The 19,312-nt window shown below is 55.0% G+C and carries 17 protein-coding genes; 10 read left to right on the top strand and 7 right to left on the bottom strand.

Translation table 11 applies throughout. The features are described 5' to 3' along the window. A complete protein-coding gene (locus ABA45_RS12610; protein ID WP_048386619.1) occupies positions 1–1,038 on the bottom strand; it encodes a response regulator in 1,038 nt (345 codons plus the stop codon). 120 nt (positions 1,039–1,158) lie between these two features. Here ABA45_RS12610 and sbcB point away from each other — a divergent pair, with 120 nt between their 5' ends. Further along, positions 1,159–2,682 carry an exodeoxyribonuclease I gene (gene sbcB / locus ABA45_RS12605; protein WP_048386617.1) on the top strand — a complete coding sequence of 508 codons (1,524 nt, stop codon included), beginning with the start codon at positions 1,159–1,161 and terminating at the stop codon, positions 2,680–2,682. A gap of 69 nt (positions 2,683–2,751) precedes the next feature. Here sbcB and ABA45_RS12600 read toward each other — a convergent pair whose 3' ends face one another. Then, a complete protein-coding gene (locus ABA45_RS12600; RefSeq protein WP_048386615.1) occupies positions 2,752–4,752 on the bottom strand; it encodes a tetratricopeptide repeat protein in 2,001 nt (666 codons plus the stop codon). Positions 4,753–5,023: 271 nt separating this feature from the next. On the opposite strand from ABA45_RS12600, the gene prfB reads away from it, so the two are divergent. The 3 genes from prfB to ung all read left to right on the top strand — a co-directional run bounded on the left by prfB (position 5,024) and on the right by ung (position 8,435). Next, positions 5,024–6,119, top strand: a protein-coding gene (prfB, locus tag ABA45_RS12595; RefSeq protein ID WP_157035552.1) for a peptide chain release factor 2 whose coding sequence is annotated in 2 segments (ribosomal slippage) — positions 5,024–5,095 and positions 5,097–6,119 — 1,095 coding nt in all. Because the reading frame shifts where the segments join, the coding sequence is not laid out codon by codon here. A 57-nt stretch (positions 6,120–6,176) separates the two neighbouring features. Next, the gene (lysS, locus tag ABA45_RS12590; protein WP_048386613.1) at positions 6,177–7,709 is read left to right on the top strand and encodes a lysine--tRNA ligase; all 1,533 of its coding nucleotides are present in this window, start codon (positions 6,177–6,179) and stop codon (positions 7,707–7,709) included. A gap of 3 nt (positions 7,710–7,712) precedes the next feature. Then, a complete protein-coding gene (ung, locus tag ABA45_RS12585; RefSeq protein ID WP_048386612.1) occupies positions 7,713–8,435 on the top strand; it encodes a uracil-DNA glycosylase in 723 nt (240 codons plus the stop codon). Between the two features lie 15 nt (positions 8,436–8,450). On the opposite strand, the gene ABA45_RS12580 is transcribed toward ung, so the two are convergent. The 5 genes from ABA45_RS12580 to nadB form a co-directional block, all read right to left on the bottom strand. Continuing rightward, positions 8,451–9,278, bottom strand: a complete 828-nt coding sequence (locus ABA45_RS12580) for an HDOD domain-containing protein (protein ID WP_048386611.1) — start codon at positions 9,276–9,278, stop codon at positions 8,451–8,453. A gap of 105 nt (positions 9,279–9,383) precedes the next feature. Continuing rightward, the gene (gene ygfZ / locus ABA45_RS12575) at positions 9,384–10,424 is read right to left on the bottom strand and encodes a CAF17-like 4Fe-4S cluster assembly/insertion protein YgfZ (RefSeq protein ID WP_084708343.1); all 1,041 of its coding nucleotides are present in this window, start codon (positions 10,422–10,424) and stop codon (positions 9,384–9,386) included. 31 nt (positions 10,425–10,455) lie between these two features. After that, positions 10,456–10,914 (bottom strand): hypothetical protein, encoded by a 459-nt coding sequence (locus ABA45_RS12570; protein ID WP_048386610.1) that lies wholly within the window; start codon positions 10,912–10,914, stop codon positions 10,456–10,458. After that, on the bottom strand, positions 10,898–11,170 hold the full coding sequence (locus tag ABA45_RS12565; RefSeq protein WP_014871947.1) for an FAD assembly factor SdhE: 273 nt from the start codon (positions 11,168–11,170) through the stop codon (positions 10,898–10,900). The genes ABA45_RS12570 and ABA45_RS12565 overlap by 17 nt, the downstream gene beginning before the upstream one ends. Positions 11,171–11,225: 55 nt before the next feature. After that, on the bottom strand, positions 11,226–12,830 hold the full coding sequence (gene nadB / locus ABA45_RS12560) for an L-aspartate oxidase (RefSeq protein ID WP_198146971.1): 1,605 nt from the start codon (positions 12,828–12,830) through the stop codon (positions 11,226–11,228). 140 nt (positions 12,831–12,970) lie between these two features. Here nadB and rpoE point away from each other — a divergent pair, with 140 nt between their 5' ends. The 6 genes from rpoE (at position 12,971) to lepA (ending at position 19,296) form a co-directional block, all read left to right on the top strand. Continuing rightward, on the top strand, positions 12,971–13,657 hold the full coding sequence (rpoE, locus tag ABA45_RS12555) for an RNA polymerase sigma factor RpoE (RefSeq protein WP_084708411.1): 687 nt from the start codon (positions 12,971–12,973) through the stop codon (positions 13,655–13,657). Between the two features lie 11 nt (positions 13,658–13,668). Beyond that, a complete protein-coding gene (locus tag ABA45_RS12550; RefSeq protein ID WP_048386604.1) occupies positions 13,669–14,229 on the top strand; it encodes a sigma-E factor negative regulatory protein in 561 nt (186 codons plus the stop codon). A 30-nt stretch (positions 14,230–14,259) separates the two neighbouring features. Continuing rightward, positions 14,260–15,330, top strand: coding sequence for a MucB/RseB C-terminal domain-containing protein (locus ABA45_RS12545; protein WP_053076222.1), 1,071 nt, complete (start codon positions 14,260–14,262; stop codon positions 15,328–15,330). After that, entirely contained in the window at positions 15,327–15,776 is a 450-nt protein-coding gene (locus ABA45_RS12540) for a SoxR reducing system RseC family protein (protein WP_048386602.1), read from the top strand. Before ABA45_RS12545 ends, ABA45_RS12540 begins: the two co-directional genes overlap by 4 nt. Before the next feature lie 113 nt (positions 15,777–15,889). Beyond that, positions 15,890–17,362, top strand: a complete 1,473-nt coding sequence (locus ABA45_RS12535; protein WP_048386600.1) for a DegQ family serine endoprotease — start codon at positions 15,890–15,892, stop codon at positions 17,360–17,362. Positions 17,363–17,493: 131 nt separating this feature from the next. Beyond that, a complete protein-coding gene (gene lepA / locus ABA45_RS12530; protein ID WP_048389047.1) occupies positions 17,494–19,296 on the top strand; it encodes a translation elongation factor 4 in 1,803 nt (600 codons plus the stop codon). The last annotated feature ends 16 nt before the right edge of the window (positions 19,297–19,312 follow it).

Genomic DNA, 19,312 nt, shown 5'->3' with positions numbered 1-19,312 from the left:
TTACTCCGCTAAGTACTGTAAACGTTGCTGCAGAAATGGCAGCGAATCTTCGGTAAACAGCACTAGCATGTCACATTGGATATTACGGTTTTCAATGGCGTAAGCGATTTCAATGCACAACAGTTGCTGCTCATGATTACGATGGTGGTCCAGCAGTTCGTTAATCTGTCGGTGCTGGCCCAGGACCGTTGGGTGGCTAAGACCCAGCCGTAAATCCATCTGATCGCCAATGCCTTTCAAAAATGCGCCGAATAAAATGCTGGACATGTCCATTAAGACTTCAACATTGACCGCTGGGCCGTCCAAATTGTCGTAGTGCAACATTTCTGCCATTTCGCGAAAACTGCTGTCTGCGAACAGCAACATAGCTTCGCCGGCAACTCCGGCTCCTGTAAAGCCTTGGCATACTGCCGAATAATGCGCTTCATCATCCGCCGCGGCGATGGTCATGTGCAGTTCGGAACTGGCAATAAAAGCCACTTTCGGTATTGGCTGGTGTACGAAAATACCCAGTAAACGTGCCAACAGGTCTGATGAGCGCCCCATGGCGACGTTGGCAATCTCTCGCAGGTAGTCATTCAGCAATAATTGCGAGTCAGAGTTGATGCTTGCAGGGTGGCTCGGGGTGTTGGTTTCCGGCTGTGAGCCTGAAGATGACGATTCCTCTGGCTCACAGTAAATGCCGTATTGGGCAAGAAGCTTGGCAACCTTTTCTGGAGCTGTCGGCTTATTAAGAAAAGCCACGGCCCCCAAACTAAAAACCCGGGCTTTTGCCTGGGGCTGAATATCACCAGACACCACGATGGTTAGTAACTCGATCTGTTCGCTGCGAAGGTGCTCAAGTACCTCATAGCCGTCCAGGTCGGGCATATTCAAGTCCAGAAACAACATGTCTGGCACGCTGTGGCGTATGCGGACAAGTGCTTCACTACCATTGCGGCAGAAGCTGACTTGGTGTCGTAGTGCGGTTGGCAGAGCTCGGGCCATCTGTTTGCGAGCCATCTCGGAATCGTCGCAAATCAGTATGTCAGGTAACATATGTAAACCCAGGCAAAATAGAAGTGTTCGGGTACTATAACAGTGAAGCCTCGTGTGTACATTGGTGCTACGTTAATTACATGAGATCCGTATACATATAAATGGCCGGTGCTTCTGTGTATGCCGGCTACAACCGGGCGTTGGCAGTATTTTCTGTCAGAACCAGCGCCGTATTATTTGCAGGAGCTTGCGGTTTTGATCCCCACATTTTACTGGCACGATTACGAAACCTTCGGTGTTGACCCATTGCACGACAGGCCCTGTCAGTTCGCAGGTGTGCGGACTGATAGCGAGCTCAATATTATTGAAGAGCCTTTGGTGATCTTCTGCAGGCCCGCTGATGATTATCTGCCGGCCCCTGAAGCCTGTCTGATTACCGGGATAACGCCGCAGCAAGCCACGCAGGAAGGCTATCCCGAGGCCGAATTTATTACCATGATCAACAGCACCTTCAGTCAGCCAGGCACCTGCGTGGTCGGCTATAACAGTTTGCGCTTTGATGATGAAGTAACCCGCAATACCCTGTATCGCAACCTGCTCGACCCCTACGGCCGGGAATGGCAAAATGGTAATTCGCGGTGGGACCTGATTGATGTGGTGCGCTTGGCACATACGCTGCGCCCAGACGGCATAGAATGGCCGCTAAAGCCCGATGGTAGCCCGAGCTTTCGCCTAGAGGATTTGGCCCGAGCCAATGGCCTTGAACATGGCCAAGCCCACGATGCCATGTCTGATGTAACTGCGACGCTTGCGCTGGCGCGACTGATCAAGGAGCGTCAACCCCGATTGTTTGAATTTGCGCTGGCCAACAAATCCAAGCAGGCGGCCCGTAAAATGCTGGATACCTCCACACGAAAGCCGGTTTTTCACGTGTCCGGAAAGTACCCGGCCAGCCAGGGCAGTTGCGCGCTGATAGCGCCAGTTGCCGAACACGCCAGCAACAAAAACCAAGTGATTGTTTATGACTTGCGTGAAAATCCTGATGAACTGATTAACGCCAGCGTTGAGCAGATTCGCGAGCGGGTTTTTACCGCTCAATCCGCGTTACCGGAAGGTGTTCGCCGATTCCCGCTAAAGGCAATTCAGCTGAATAAGTGCCCGGTATTGGCGCCGGCGACTATGCTGGCAGGGCTCTCGCCGGAACGTTTGCAGCAGCTGAACCTGGATGGTGAGCAAATGCGTCGCCATCTGGCCATTCTGCGTCAGGCAGGGCCAGATTTTGGGCAGCGTGTGGCTGCTGCCTTCGAACGTGATCACGATAACAAGCTGACGGATCCAGACGAGCAGATATACGCTGGCGGCTTTTTCAGTCCGAGTGACCGTTCGCAAATGGATCGGGCGCTGGCCATAACGCCGCAGCAGCTTGCGGAAAGCGAATTCCAGTTTACCGACCAACGCTTGGCCGAAATGCTATTTCGTTATCGTGCTCGCAATTACCCGGATACCTTGAGCGCTGATGAAATGGAGCGTTGGGAGCAGTTTCGCGAGCAAAGATTGACCCAGCCAGCGAAAGGTTGGTTGTCGCTTGCCGAATATGGCGCGGAACTCCAGCGCCTGATGGCTAAGCCAGATGTAACTCGGCAACAGCTGCACATTCTCGAAGAATTGCACCTGTATGGTGAAGCTATTTCCCCTTATTTGTAGAGCTAACGAACAACGGGCCGTTGAGGCCCGTTGTGTTTTCATGATTCGCGATAGTCAACGTTGTCGCAATCAGCGCCGACGCTGAAAATACACACTCAGTTGTTGGCCCAGCAGACTTTGAACGTGGCTGCCTAAAGCTTCCTCGCGAATTTGCTGCTGCACCGGGCCGGTGGCCAGGCTGTGACCGTCTTCGTCGCGGGCTTTGACTAGCTTCCACTGCACTTCGTTACTGACCATGGCCAGCACAGATTTCAGTTGCTGCTCGCTCTGTGGCCGGAACCAGCGGTCGTGACAACCGCCTAGGCTGTAGAAATTTTCATCTTGCAGCAGGCTCTGCCATACGTCACCTGAGCGATTATTAAGTACCATGTGCCGCAGTTTTTGCAACGTATTACGGCGGGGCTCCAAATTGTGCTCGCTGATAAGCCGGCGTATCTGCTTGTCACCACGAGTTTGCTCGGCCATATCGGTGTGCAGATGGATGACTGCGCCAGAGGCGGTAACTTGGTCTACCAAGTTTGCCAGCGATAGGTCGGCCATTGCTGGAGAGGGCAAACGGCCTATTTCAACCCAGTGCACCTGGTGGCCGTCGGCAATGAAGCGTTGCGCCAATGACCATGGCCAGAACACAATATTATCAATATTTGTCGCCTCGGCCATGGCGCTTCCGCGGGCTACATTTGCCAGAGATTCGTCCACCGCGATGACTTCCACATCGCTTAAATAACGCGCCAATTCTAACGCTCGCTGGCCGCTCTGGCAGCCGCACACCATCAACCGCAATGTAGCTGGCAGCTGCTCGACCGGCAGGCTTAATTCGTTAGCCATCAGCGCTCGGAGGCTGGTTTCAGTGTTGTTGTTGAGCTCTGCCCATGCCGGCCAGGCCTGGGGCGTGTCGTCGCGATCCAGGTGCAGTTCCCCCGCTTTCTCTGCAAAATTCTGTTTCACGGCCTCTTCCCACGCACGGTCGTAATAACTTGCTGCCATCAGTGGTTGCATTGCCAGCGGCCAATCCACCAGATTCCAGTGGCCCAGCGCGGCGGCAAAATCCTGGTGGAACAGAGCGCCATAAAGCGCGCTGATAATGACCGATCCAGCCAGAGCCGCCGGGCCGTCTCCCTGATTGAATTGTGCTCGCAGGTTGATGTTTATGGTCGCTGCCAATTGCTGTTCATCATCTTGGGTGGCCAGCGCGTAACCGGTTCGTTCCGCGTAGCAACCTAGCCCGAGCGCGAGCTGTTGCAGGTCGTCCTCTAGCTCGCCGTTGCGGGCAATGTGCTGTACCAGCTGGTGCCTCAATGACGTAATCAGTGATTCCACAGCCGGATCCGGCAGGATAATCTGATTCAGCGCCAGAAGCAGGAGCTCGTCGCTGGCTGCAACGGCCAGTTCATCCATAGTGCCGGATGTGTCTGGTGAATAGTGCTGGCGTAGAATCTCGCACACAAAGCGTCCGATTTTCTGGTGCGCCAAGTGGCTCTGGTTGAGCAAGGTTATGGCGTCTGCACGCAGCAGCGGATCAGCGTTATGAACGCTAAGGTGGCTGGCACACTCCAGCATTGCACTGTAAACCCTCGTGTTGGCGTGGCCGCTGCGGATCAGCGAGCGGTAATGTAGATAGGCAACATCAAATTGATTTTGAAGCCGTTTTGCATGGGCTATGCCACCAAATGCGGAAGCAGATTGCCGCTCGTGCTGCAACGCTTGGGAAAAATACTGCTCGGCCTGAGCCGGGCGCTCAACTCTCAGCGCCCAGTAACCCAGGTTAATGTATTGCTGTGCTTGGTTGGGCTGCAGTTTCAGGCTGTTGTCGAACAAGTTGCGGGCTTTTTGCAGGTTGCCATCGTCCATCTCCACTCTGCCCATCAAACCTTGCGCCTGAGCATTTTCGGGTGCTCGCATTAACAGGCTTTGCAGCTGTTCGCGGCATTCGATACGCGCGGCCACGCGCTGAGCGTAGGCCGTGTCGCTTTGGTTAGAGCGGCCATAAGTCTCATTGGCCAGCAGTAGCAGCCGGGCTGTTTCGGTTTGGTGATCGGGATTGTGACGGGCTTCGGACTGTGCGTGCATGGGGCACCTCGTGTTCGCATAAGAAGCGGCAAAACCCTGCAGTTATGCCGGCATTTAATCGTGTGTTGATGGATAGCTAGCGAAACTTGTGCCAGTTTTGAGAAACCTTTGCCAATTTCGTGCTGAATTAGTGGGTCAGGCAGAAGAGTGTGTCCCAACCGCAAAAAAAAGCCCGCTGTGTGTGGCTTCGTAGCGGCTGATTTAACGGCGGATTTCCGGTAGAATCAGGCCCTTGTTTTAACCATCACTTGCCAGAGCGAGTCCGCATTTCATGGAAATTAATCCCATTGTTATGAAGATCAAAGAACTGCGTGAGCGCACTGAAGCGCTCAGGGGGTATCTTTGACTACGACCAGCGCAGCGAACGTCTGACCGAAGTAGAGCGCGAACTGGAAATGCCCAGCGTTTGGGAAGATCCCGAGCGGGCGCAAGCTCTGGGTAAAGAGCGCTCCGATCTGGAGCTGATCGTGTCCACCATTGATCGACTGACCAGCGGCCTGACCGACGCCGAAGGCCTGCTTGAGATGGCCGTTGAAGAAGACGACGAAGCCACAGTTGCCGATATCGAGAATGATCTTGCAGAGCTTGATGCAAATCTGGCAAAGCTTGAGTTCCGTCGCATGTTTTCCGGCGAAATGGACCCCAACAATGCCTATCTGGACATTCAGGCCGGCTCTGGCGGCACCGAAGCCCAAGACTGGGGAAATATGCTGTTGCGCATGTATCTGCGCTGGGCCGAGCGTCGTGGCTTTAAGGCCGAGATTGTCGAGTTGCAGGAAGGCGAAGTGGCGGGCATCAAGAGCGCTACGCTTCACATTCAAGGCGATTACGCTTTTGGCTGGTTGCGCACCGAAACCGGCGTGCATCGTTTAGTCCGCAAGTCGCCGTTTGATTCCGGTAACCGCCGCCACACCTCGTTTTCATCGGTGTTTGTGGCACCTGAGGTAGACGACAGCATTGTTATTGAAATCAATCCGGCGGATCTGCGGGTTGATGTGTATCGTGCTTCTGGTGCTGGTGGCCAGCACGTTAACCGCACCGAGTCGGCCGTGCGTCTGACCCACAACCCAACTGGCATTGTTGTAGCCTGTCAAGCCGGTCGTAGCCAGCATCAGAACAAAGATCAGGCGATGAAACAGCTGAAAGCCAAGTTGTTCGAACACGAAATGCAGGCCCGTAACGCCGAGAAACAAAAGCTGGAAGACTCCAAGTCCGACATCGGCTGGGGCAGCCAGATCCGCTCTTACGTGCTGGATGACAGCCGTGTCAAAGATTTGCGTACCAAGGTAGAAACCAGCAATACCCAGTCGGTACTTGATGGCGATATCGACAAGTTTATTGAAGCCAGCCTGAAAATGGCGCTGTGATCCAGCGCCCCTCCCTTTGATCCGGATTAACCCGATTCTTATTCCCAGTGAGCCAAAATGACTGAACAGATGCACAATGCCCAGCCCGATGACAACAAGCTGATTGCCGAGCGCCGCGCTAAACTGGCGGATATTCGCGAGCAGGGCAATGCGTTTCCCAACGATTTCCGCCGCGACAGTACCGCTGCCGAACTGCTGGAAAAGTACGCGGACTATAGCAAGCAGCAGTTGGAAGACATGGCGATCCCGGTGGCCATAGCCGGCCGCATGATGCTGGATCGCAAGGCGTTCAAGGTGGTTCAGGACGTGACTGGCCGAATTCAGGTGTACGCCACAAAAGATGTGCAAAAGGCGACAAAGCACTGGGATTTAGGAGACATTATCGGGGTTCGCGGAATATTGGCGCGCTCGGGCAAGGGTGATCTTTACGTCATCATGGACGATTACCGGCTGCTGACAAAATCTCTGCGACCGCTGCCGGAAAAGCACAAAGGCCTGACCGATACCGAGTCCCGCTATCGCCATCGCTATGTAGATTTGATGGTCAACGAAGACAGTCGCCGGGTGTTTCTGGCACGCTCGAAAATCATTACCGCCATGCGCCAGTTTTTCGCTGATCGTGACTTCATGGAAGTTGAGACGCCCATGTTGCAGGTGATCCCCGGCGGCGCCACAGCGCGGCCGTTTATGACACACCACAACGCTCTGGGCATTGACATGTACTTGCGCATCGCGCCGGAACTGTATCTAAAACGCCTTGTCGTAGGCGGTTTCGAGCGGGTGTTTGAAATTAACCGTAACTTCCGCAACGAAGGGCTTTCTACCCGTCACAACCCGGAATTTACCATGGTCGAGTTCTACCAGGCTTACGCCGACTACAACGACCTGATGGATATGACCGAAGACATGCTGCGCAGCATCGCTGAGCAGGTTTTGGGCTCCAGCCTAGTCGTCAATACGGCGGTTGACGTGGACGGTAACGAAACCCGTATCGAGTACGACTTTGGCAAAACGTTTGATCGGCTGACCGTCGTTGACGCTATTGTGCGCTATAACGAAAACGTCAGCTCCGAACAACTGGCGGACGAAACCTTTGCGCGGCAGATGGCGAAAGACCTGGGCGTTAAAATAAAAGACAGCTGGGGCCTTGGCAAAGTGCATATCGAGATTTTCGAGGAAACCGCCGAGCACCGCCTGATGCAGCCCACGTTCATTACCGAATACCCGAAAGAAGTGTCACCGCTGGCCCGCTGCAAAGACAGCAATCCGTTTGTCACCGAGCGCTTCGAGTTCTTTGTCGGCGGCCGTGAAATTGCCAACGGCTTCTCCGAGTTGAATGACGCTGAAGACCAGGCCGAGCGTTTCCGCGCCCAAGTGGCGGAAAAAGATGCCGGCGATGACGAAGCCATGTTCTACGATGAAGACTATGTGATGGCGCTGGAATACGGCATGCCGCCCACCGCGGGCGAAGGCATTGGTATCGACCGTCTGGCTATGCTGCTCACCAACTCCGCATCTATCCGCGACGTTATCCTGTTTCCGGCCATGCGCCCGGAACATAAAGCGGATAGCAAAAAGAGCGAAGGCTAGGCGGTGGCGCCGTTAGAGGGGTTGGCGCAGCAACCGCTGCCAGGCCGCGGTTGGTCAGAACGGCTGGCAGACGAGTTTCGGCAGCCGTATATGGCGTTTTTGGCGCAGTTTTTAGCCGCGGAGGAAGCGGCGGGTAAGAACATTTACCCACCGGCGCGCCAGATATTTAACGCGCTGAACAGTACGCCGTTGGAACAGGTGAAAGTGGTTATTCTGGGGCAGGATCCCTACCACGGGCCTTGCCAGGCCCACGGTTTGAGCTTTTCGGTGTTGCCTGGTACCCGTACGCCGCCATCGCTGGTTAATATGTTTAAGGAAATTCGCAGTGACCTTGGCATACAGCCGTCAGCGCACGGGTGTCTGCAGGCCTGGGCTGACCAAGGCGTGTTGCTGTTAAACAGCGTCTTAACCGTCGAGCAGGGCCGTGCTGGTGCGCACCAAGGTATGGGCTGGGAAGAATTTACTAATTCTGTGATTGCAGCGGTCAATGAGCAGGACCAAGGGGTGGTGTTTATGCTTTGGGGCAGTTACGCCCATAAAAAGGGCCGCGGTATTGATCACCAAAAACATTTGGTGCTGAAAGCGCCGCATCCATCACCTCTGAGCGCCTATCGCGGCTTTTTTGGTTGCCAACATTTTTCCAAGGCCAATCGATGGCTGGATGAGAGGGGTCTTGGCGCTATTGACTGGGCGCTGCCCCAGCGCCCCTGCTGTTCCCCGCGTTGACTTTTCCTGCTTTCGTTACTGCAGCATTGCCATGGCGGCCGCCATCTGGGCGTCCAGGTTCTCATCGTCACTGCCTGCAGGATCAAGCCCAAGCCGTTCGAACGCGCTAATGGTGGTCCAGTCCATCTGAGCCCAGGGGTGATCGGTTCCGGCAACTCTCTGCAGATTGGCTATCATCACCAGATCGCTGTAATCGGCCTTGGCAGGGCTGCGGTCGAACTGGTTATAAAGTAACGGAACATCCTGCAGGTCGGCGGGAAAATCCCAGCGCTTGAGGATAGTGGCACCAATCTGCGGGTGCAGTTCAGTGATGATTTCATCCAGCACAATACCGCTGATTTTGATGTCATTGTCTTCAATATAGCGCAGTATCGGCAGCATACCAATCAAGTGCACCATGCCCGCCAAGGTAGCCTGTTCGGGCCTAAGACGCGTGTAATTCTGGGTCAGAACGTGACAAATGCCAGCGACCTCTATGCTGGCCTGCCATGTCGCGCGCATGCGTTTGTCGATCATGTCCGAGGTGGCCTGAAACATTTGCTCCATGGCCAGACCCATGGCCAGGCTGCTGGTGTAAGTCATGCCCAGACGGTTAACCGCCATACTGAGGTTCTCGATTGGGCGATTACCGCGGAACAATGGGCTATTACAAACGCGAATAAGACGCGCAGACAACGCTGTATCGTTGCTGATCACCTTGACCAGGTCTGTGATTGCCGAGTCCTCAGACTGTGCGATATCACGAACTTTAAGCGCAGCCTCGGGCAGTGTGGGCAGCACCAGCTTGTCGCGGTTGATGGCGGTAATCAGGTCGTTTTTGATCGTTTCAGCGATGTTCGACATAGGGTGATCGCGTCCGGTTAAGCGGTGAAGCACGGGCCTTTGGCCCGATGGGTATTCACATCGTGGCCGAGTTTACAGCAAATTCGGGGATGCTTGCTTGTCACGTTATGTATCTGCCACATTTTGTGGTTGTTCACGTTCCGGCACGGCGTACGTCAGCGGGCACAGTTGCAGGCTGGCGCCGCCGCTATCGGCTAGTATCAGCGGGCCGTTTGCGGCGTTATGGCGAATGACCGCCAGTAAATGATACTGCTGCGGCCCGGTCTGCAAGATATTGACCACTTCGCCCACGTTGCGTTCGCCATTGCTGATAGCGTCGCCGACGGTCGGTTCTGCATCGGCGGTAACGGCCAGCCGGTAAAGGCTTTTTTTCAGCTGCCCGAGAAAGTGCATGCGCGCAATAATTTCCTGGCCGGTGTAGCAGCCTTTTTTGAAGTGGACGCCTCCCAAATGTTGCCAGTTCAGCATCTGTGGAACGTAGGCGCCAACGGTTGCGCTGGTCAGCCATGGTACCCCGGCGGCAATTTGTCCGGCTTGCCAAGTAGCCAGGCTGCATTGATTGTTGGTTTCTAGTGCATCGGGTAAGGCGCCATCTGTTGACCAGAGCTCATAGCGTGTGGGGCCTTCGATGGAGGGCTCCAGCAAAATCAGATGGCCGTACCCAGTGAACAGGGTGTCTCCGGGTTGCCGCAGATCGTTGACGAGCGCGGCCTGTTCACCAGCCACCGCCTGCGCCAGTTCACTGCCAAAGATGCCGATGATTTTGCTGGCAGCAAGGCGAGTCATGGTGGTACCGCGAAACAGCATCAAATATTTGCGCAGCTCGGCCTCAGTGGCATCCGCCAGTTCGCGGCTAAAGTCCATCAGAATGTCGCCATCGTGGCGCACCATACGCACCAGGGCGTATGCCCGGCCTTTGCGATTACTGGCGGCTGCATGCAGGGACTTACCCGCGGTGATTTCGCTCACGTTCTGGCTGAACTGGCCTTGCAAAAACTTCTCGGTGCCAGCCCCGCTGACTGTCAGCATGAGCCGGTCACTCAGCTCTGCCCAGTTGTTTTCTGGCAGTGCTTGTTCTGCTATCCCATTCGCAATGGAGGGTGCAATTGGGCTGTCAACTAACGGGTAGGTGGTGGTGTCACTCATTACAAGCTCCGAAAAACAAATGCAAATGGGGTTAAACGGTGGTGGGTATAGGTTTTTGCCCAAGCCTTAGCCACAGGCGCAAACGGCGCGCATCGTCTGAAGGCAGGTTGCCATGGCAGCCGCTGAGCAGCAATACTGTTGTGTAATAGCGGTTGCTGTGGACTTGGCGCAATTGCAGAACGCTGAAGCGGGCGCCAATGCGGCTGCCAGGGCCCGGATTGACGGCGACCGCCGCGTTGTCGTGGTGTAAGGCCCACAGTTGGCCGTCATGAAGGCGCAATCCAACCACGCAGTGTTGCCCCAGCAGCAAGCCGTGGCTGCGAACAGCATGAGACGCACCAACAGCGGCCAGAGGAATCATCGCCAATAACCACACCTGGCCATCAGCGGACAGCAAACTCACAAAACCCGCTAGCACCAGCCAGGGTAGGGCGGCGAAAGCACCCACCAGTCCGGCTGGACACAGTCTGATGTCAATCCGGCTGGACACGTTTTAGAATCACTTCAACGATGCGCTGCAGGTCCGGGTCGTCAGACTTGTTGCGTTGCATGAACCACTCGAACATGTCGCTGTCTTCACAGGTCAGCAGTTTTTCGTAGCAGGCTTGGTCATTTGGGTTCAAATCACAGTAGGCCTGCTCCAGAAACGGCACTAGGAGATTGTCCAGTTCCAGCATACCGCGGCGGCTGTGCCACCATAAGCGCTTGAACTCGGGGGAGTTTGAGGTGATTGGGGCTTCAGACATATCGTATCCTGTCAGTTTTGGGTTTGGTGCTACTTGGTGTCACTCCTATGGAGTGTCAGGGTTCCGAAGTGCGGTATGTTGTTGGTACCAATAGGGTGTCACGGGCTTCCGCCTGCAGTCCCGGATAATCCAGGGTGTAGTGAAGGCCACGGCTTTCATGCCGTTGCAGCGCGGAACAGATAATAAGGTCTGCCACGGTAACCAGATTGCGCAACTCCAGCAAATCGTTGGATACCCGATAATTGCTGTAAAAATCACCGATTTCCCGAGACAGCAAATCGACCCGGTGCTTGGCCCGCTGCAAGCGCTTCGTGGTGCGAACTATGCCGACATAGTCCCACATAAAGTGGCGAAGTTCGTCCCAGTTGTGGGAAATAACGACGTCTTCATCAGAATCGCGAACCTGGCTTTCATCCCACTCCGGAACATCTGGCACGGCCGGTATGTCTGCTTCTCGGCGGGTAATGTCTTCCGCTGCAGCGCGGCCATACACCAGGCATTCTAGCAGAGAGTTGCTGGCCATGCGGTTGGCACCGTGCAGGCCGGTGAAAGCGGCTTCGCCGACCACGTAAAGCTGGTTGATGTCGGTTCTGGCGCGTTGGTCACTCATGATGCCACCGCAGGTGTAATGAGCAGCTGGCACCACTGGAATTGGCTCGCAGGTGATATCAATGCCATAGGTCAGGCAGGTTTCGTAAATGGTCGGAAAGTGATGTTTTATAAAATCTGCCGGCTTGTGGCTGATGTCCAGATACAAATGGTCTGCGCCCAGGCGTTTCATCTCGTGATCGATCGCGCGGGCAACAATGTCTCTGGGTGCCAGTTCCGCACGACTGTCGAAACGGTCCATAAAGCGGCTGCCGTCCGGCAACTTCAAATGCCCACCTTCGCCGCGCAGAGCTTCGCTGATTAAAAACGATTTGGCGAGCGGGTGGTACAGGCAGGTCGGGTGAAACTGGTTGAATTCCATATTGGCGACGCGGCAGCCCGCACGCCATGCCATAGCAATGCCGTCACCAGAAGCACCGTCTGGATTGGTGGTGTAGCGGTAGGCCTTGGAGGCCCCTCCAGTGGCAATGACCGTAAAGCGGGCACGGATCAATTCGACGTGATTGTCGTCGAGATTCAGCACGTAAGCGCCCACGCAGCGATTGCCAGGCAGCGATAGTTTGCGGTTGGTGATCAGATCCACCGCGACCCGGCCAGACATCAGTGTAATATTGGCTCGTGCTTTGGCTTGAGCCACCAAAGTAGAAGATACCGCCTGCCCAGTAGCATCTGCAGCGTGGATAATGCGGCGATGGCTGTGGCCACCCTCGCGTGTCAGGTGAAAAGCGGCGTTGTTATCGCGAGTGAAGTCCACACCGGAATCAACCAGCCAGTCAATGCTGGCCTTGCTGTGCTCTACAGTAAAGCTCACGGCGTCTTTATGGCACAGGCCTGCTCCGGCGTTCAGGGTGTCTTGAATGTGGTTTTCAACGGAGTCTTCCCCGTCAAGAACCGCTGCAATTCCGCCTTGGGCCCAAAGCGTGGCGCCGCTGCTGATGGCGGCCTTGCTAAGGACGCAGACGTGTAAATGGGGTGGCAAATTCAGAGCCACCGTCAAACCGGCAGCGCCACTGCCGATCACCAGTACATCGAACTCGAAGGATTGTGGCATTGGGTTAGTATCACAGGCCATAATGTGGATGGGTATTGAACTAAACTTTGTGCTCGCTGTCCATTTGCCAGAATCGGGAAGTCGTTTTAAGCGATCATTTTTCCCGAAAACTCCAAAAATGGACGCCGGGCAGCAATATGATGCATTCCATTCTTAAACAGGCCAGAACTCAGGCCACCGAACCAGTGAGTGCCGGCAAACCGTCCATGACGTCCAGTATCGATCAGACAGCCCCCGAACCGGGCGACAGCCAGACCGATTTACAGTTGGTGCGCAAGGTACGCAATGGCGACCGCTCTGCATTTGATCTACTGGTGCTGAAATACCAGTCGCGAGTAGCCTCTATCATTAGTCGTTATGTATTCGATAGCCACGAAGTGATGGATCTTACCCAAGAAACTTTCGTTAAAGCCTTTCGCGCTATAGACCGTTTTCGGGGCGACAGCGCATTTTACACCTGGCTTTACCGCATAGCGGTTAATACAGCCAAAAACTATCTGGAAGCTCGCAGTCGGCGCCCTCAAAGCAGTGCGGATTCGGCGGAGGCAGAAAACTACGACGATGGTCAACGCCTGCGAGATATTGCCTCGCCAGAGAAGCTGCTGCAGCGCGACCAGTTGCAGCGGGCCTTGAATAGAGCCATAGACGCACTGCCGGAAGAACTGCGTTCGGCGTTCTTGCTACGAGAATATGATGGCCTGAGTTACGAAGACATTGCCCGCATACTGGAATGCCCGATTGGCACAGTGCGTTCCCGTATTTTTCGGGCCCGGGATGCGGTAGACCGCCATCTGGGCCCCTTGCTCAACCATTCTGCAAGCAATTGAGGTTGCGTCCCATGGATGATCGTCTCAGAGAAACCCTGTCGGCCATGATGGACGACGAAGCAGACGAACTCGCTGTGCGGCGTTTGCTGTCGTTTTCCGACCAGGATGAAGTGCGCGGTCAGTGGCAGCGCTGGCAACAGATTCACGATCTGATGCATGGCTCGGGCACTGCAGCAGACCCAGTATCGCCGGCCGCAGATGTGAGTGCCGGTGTTTGGCAGCGCCTTGACGGCGAGGTACCTGCGTCAAAACGCAATGCGACAGAGTTAATAAGTCGTCAGCGTTGGCACTGGCCCGCGGTGGCCATGATTGCGATGGCGTTGGTGGTGGGTTTTGGCGCGGGTTCGGGCTGGCAAAGCGCCGCTGATCCAGAGCTGATTGCGGCACAGACCTTAGTGGAACCAAGCTCGGCTGCAACGGTCAGCGAAGTATCGCTGCAGAGCCTCGATGACAGGCAGCGGCAGCAAATTCACCGTTATCTGCTGGAACACGCCCAACATAACAGTGTGGGTGCCGGTCGGGGATCAGTGGGCTATGCGCGTCTGGTCAGCGTTGATGCAGGGGGTTATTAAACCGTGAACGGGCAGGCAGGCAAAGTATGGTTGCGTTTTTTCCTGGCCCTTGCGGTTATGGGTTTGTGGATGCCGGCGGCGACACGGGCGACCGAGGCGCAGCCTCAAACGGCGAATAGCGCAGAAGCGGTCCAGTGGTTGCAGCGCTTGGGTCCGGCGATGAACATGACCTCATACCGAGGTGTTTTTGTGTATGGCCGCGGTCAGCAGGTGCACTCCATGCAAGTGGCCCATCGCTACAACGGCAGTATGGTTGAGGAAAGACTTGTTATTCAGGACGGCGGCAGCGGCGAAATTGTACGTCGTGACATGGAGGTTGTTTGCGTGTTGCCAGCCCGAGATACCGTTACATTAGATTCTATTATTCCCTCTGGCCCACTGGCTGATTCGTTTAGCGATCAGCTATTGCCTGCAACGCTCTGGTACCAGGCGCAAATGCTGGGAGAGGGCCGCGTAGCAGGCTACGCCGTGGTAAAAATTGCCTTGAACGCTAACGATCCTTACCGCTATAGCTATCGCTTGTGGCTGGAAAAAGACACCGGTTTGCTGGTAAAAAGCCAAACCCGTAACGCTGACGACCAGATCCTCGAGCATTTCCAGTTCACCAGCCTCGATATTACCGATGATATTGCCGATAGCGAGCTGCAGATAGCGACGGCTAATAAGCATCAGACCAGTACTTTTAGCCTTGAATCTGGCAGTCCGGCGACCGAGCTGGTGACTCGTCTGCAAGGTTGGTCGCTGGATTGGCTGCCCGCGGGTTTTGAGCCTGCGGCGACGCCGCGATCGGATAAACGCCAGGTGATCGCCTTCAGTGATGGTTTGGCGGCTTTTTCGGTGTTTGTTGAAGACATTGCCAGCCTCGATATGCCGACAGGTGCATCGCGTATTGGTGCTACCACGGTGTATTTGCGGCCGGTGCAGTCTGACGGTCGCCAAGTGTTGATTTCGGTGGTCGGCGAAGTGCCCCCGATTACCGCCCGCAAAGTGGCAGAGTCGGTGCGTTTTGACGGCGCTACGGTTGATAGCTCTAGCGGCGATAGTGCTAATGTCGATAACGGTACTTCAAGCCTGATCGAGCGTCAGGGCGCGAGCCGATGATCACCGAAAGCGGTCGGGTGGTCGCGGTATCTGGCAACACCGTATGGGTGCAAACCATTCGCCAGAGTGCGTGCCAGAGTTGCTCCGCCCGCAGTGGCTGTGGTCAGCGTGTGCTGGCAGCCGCCAGTGGTGGTCGGGCCAATCAGGTGCAAGTTTTGAACACTCTGCACGCAGGTGTGGGCGACGATGTAACTCTGGGTATTGCGGAACAGGCGTTATTGCAGGCGTCGCTATTGGTGTATGCGTTACCGCTGCTGTTAATGGTCGTCGCGAGCATAGCGGCAAACCAGCTGGTGCCGGGCAGCGACGGCGTTGCTATTCTGGCCGCTGGCCTTGGCCTGGGTGCCGGCTTTTTCATAGCAAGGCGCTGGCAGCGCCATATGCCTGGCGATTATCAGCCACACTTAATGAAGGTTAATAAGCACGCCCCTGCCCAAGCGTTATAATTTCTTCCAGCGCTCGTATATTGAAATCGCGGGCTTCGCCCTCACTCATTACCTTGCTATCACTGTTCGCTGGCTGTTTAGGTCAGCATAGAACTTATTACGGGAGTTGCTCGATGCCAAAAACACCTCCGGTTGTGGCCGCCAGACAGTCCACCAACCTTGTGACTTCGATGTGGGCGGCGCTGCTGGCCACTGTTCTGATGATACTTCTGGTATGGAGCCAAGCCGCCCAAGCCCGTGGTCTGCCTGATTTTACCGAGTTGGTGGAAGACAATGCCGGAGCGGTAGTGAATATCAGCACTACTTCGGCAGCGCCGGAGAGTACAAGCCGGCTCCAGAATCTGCCTTTTGATGAACGCCAGTTGGAGCAGATGCCAGAATTTTTTCAGGATTTTTTTCGGGGTCCTGGCTCGGGTAATTCCCAAGGTGGTCGCGCTCAGCCGCGCCAGTCTATGGGCTCTGGTTTTATCGTGTCCCGCGATGGCTACGTGCTGACTAACAATCACGTAGTGGAGGGCGCTGACGAAATTATTGTGCGCTTGAATGACCGCCGTGAGCTGCCGGCACGCCTGATTGGCACGGATCCGCGCTCTGATATGGCCGTGTTGAAAATTGAAACCGGTGACGATCTGCCTGTGGTTCAGGTGGGCAAGTCGAAAGATTTAAAAGTGGGCGAGTGGGTTTTTGCCATCGGATCACCCTTCGGTTTTGACTATACCGTCACCGCCGGCATCGTCAGCGCTCTTGGCCGCTCCTTGCCTAGCGAAAATTACGTGCCGTTCATTCAGACCGATGTTGCTATTAATCCCGGTAATTCCGGTGGGCCGTTGTTCAACATGGACGGCGATGTGATTGGCATCAATTCCCAGATTTATACTCGTTCCGGTGGTTTTATGGGGGTGTCTTTCGCCATTCCCATCGATGACGCCATGAGCGTATTCCGTCAGATTCGCGACAATGGCAGTGTATCCCGCGGTTGGTTGGGCGTGCTCATTCAAGAAGTAAACCGTGATCTGGCCGAGAGTTTTGGCTTAAAGCGTCCGCGCGGCGCGCTGGTTGCCGAAGTGCTTGGCGGTTCACCAGCAGAGGCTGCTGGCTTGCAGTCCGGTGATATTGTACTGGCTTATGACGGTGAAGAATTGCAGCTGTCATCTGAGCTGCCGCCGATGGTCGGGCGCACGCCGATTGGTGAGTTAGCGCGGCTGACGGTGTTGCGTGGGGGAAATGAAATGTCTATTGATGTGAAAATTGGTCAGCTGCCAGATGAACGTGGCGCCCAGACGCAGAGTCCCGCAACCCCCGCCGACAGTTCTTTGTCGTTGTTTGGTCTGAGCGTTGAGCCGCTGCCGGCGAGCATGACCGACGCTCAGGGCATCAGTGTCGGCGTATTAGTGGCTGATGTTCAGGGTGGCCCTGCTTTCGACGCAGGCATACGCCCCAATGACGTGATCACAGAAATCGATCGCAAAGCGGTGACGTCGGTGGCGGACTTCCGCAACATCGCCGGCAATCTGGCTGCCGATCGCGCCGTGCCAGTGCGCATAGTGCGCCAGGGTCGTGCGCTCTATTTGGTCATGAAACCTTAATGCCTCTTCAAACCCGGTCGCCGACAGCAATGGCAATGGCGGCCGGTAAACTGTAAAATCTTTCCGCTGCTGCATGTGGCAGCGGCCCTTCCCGGGCTCAATCCTGTGTCTTATACGAGTATTAATTGTCTGTGACTGAACTGAGCCGAATCCGTAACTTTTCTATTATTGCCCACATTGACCATGGCAAATCCACACTCGCAGACCGGTTTATCCAGACCTGCGGTGGCCTGACCTCCAGAGAAATGGCGGAGCAGGTACTCGACTCCATGGACATTGAGCGTGAACGGGGTATTACTATTAAAGCGCAGTGCGTGACCCTGAATTACACCGCTCGTGACGGCCAGGTTTACAAACTCAACTTTATTGATACGCCAGGACACGTAGACTTTTCCTACGAAGTGTCACGTTCACTCTATGCTTGCGAAGGCGCGCTGCTGGTGGTGGATGCCGGGCAGGGCGTTGAAGCTCAGTCGGTGGCCAACTGCTATACCGCTATTGAACAGGGTCTGGAAGTGGTGCCAGTGCTGAACAAGATGGACTTGCCGCAGGCAGAACCGGAGCGGGTGGCGGCCGAGATCGAAGACATCATCGGCATAGATGCCAGCAGCGCTGTGCGCTGCTCGGCAAAAAGTGGCATGGGTGTGGAAGATGTGCTCGAAGATCTGATCCAGAAAATTCCACCGCCAACCGGTGATCGTTCGGCGCCGCTACAAGCCTTGATTATCGACTCCTGGTTTGACAATTATCTGGGCGTTGTGTCGCTGGTGCGAGTGACTCAGGGCGTACTCAGAAAGGGCGAAAAAATTGTTATCAAGTCGACGGGCAAGGCCTGGAATGCAGACAAAGTGGGTATTTTTAAGCCAAAGCCCTACGACACCAATATTTTGGAAGCGGGTGATGTAGGTTTTGTGGTCGCTGGTATCAAAGCCATTCACGGTGCGCCGGTAGGCGATACCATCGTGCATCACAAGTTTGCCGACGAGACCCCCAGACTGCCCGGCTTTAAAAAAATTCAGCCGCAGGTATACGCCGGTCTATTTCCGGTCAGTTCCGACGATTACAACGATTTCCGTGATGCTCTGGATAAGTTGACGCTGAATGACGCGTCCTTATTTTTCGAGCCGGAAAGCTCTGATGCTTTGGGCTTTGGTTTCCGCTGTGGTTTCCTCGGCATGCTGCACATGGAAATTATTCAGGAGCGGCTGGAGCGTGAGTACGATATTGATCTGGTCACCACTGCGCCCACGGTTATTTATGAAGTGCTCACTAAACGAGGTGAGACACTATCGGTAGACAGCCCTTCAAAGTTGCCGGATATTGGCTCAATTGAGGAAATGCGTGAGCCCATTGTGCAAGCCAACATTTTGGTGCCGCAAGAGCATTTGGGAAATGTAATTGCCCTGTGCGAGCAAAAACGCGGCGTACAAAAAAGTATGCACTTTACTACCAGGCAGGTGCAGCTCTCCTACGAACTGCCCATGGCGGAAGTGGTTCTCGACTTTTTCGACCGGCTAAAATCTGTCAGCCGAGGCTTCGCTTCACTGGATTACCACTTCATTCGGTTTCAGGCCGCTAATCTCGTGCGTCTGGACGTGCTGATCAACGGTGAGCGAGTGGATGCTCTGGCTTTGATTGTTCACCGTGAATTGGCGAATCACAAGGGCCGTCAACTGGTGGAAAAAATGAAAGAGCTGATTCCGCGGCAGATGTTTGATATTGCCATTCAGGCGGCTATTGGCAACCAAGTCGTGTCGCGAGTGACGGTGAAAGCCTTGCGTAAGAACGTGACCGCCAAATGTTACGGCGGCGATGTCAGTCGCAAAAAGAAACTGCTGCAAAAGCAGAAAGACGGTAAAAAACGCATGAAGCAAGTGGGTAATGTGGAAGTGCCCCAAGACGCGTTTCTAGCGGTATTGAAAATCGACAACTAGAAAATCGAAAAAAATG

It is taken from the genome of Marinobacter psychrophilus, assembly GCF_001043175.1.
Classification (GTDB): Bacteria; Pseudomonadota; Gammaproteobacteria; order Pseudomonadales; family Oleiphilaceae; genus Marinobacter; species Marinobacter psychrophilus.
The sequence above is the reverse complement of the archived record's forward strand: the minus strand, read 5'-3'. Positions and strand labels throughout refer to the sequence as shown.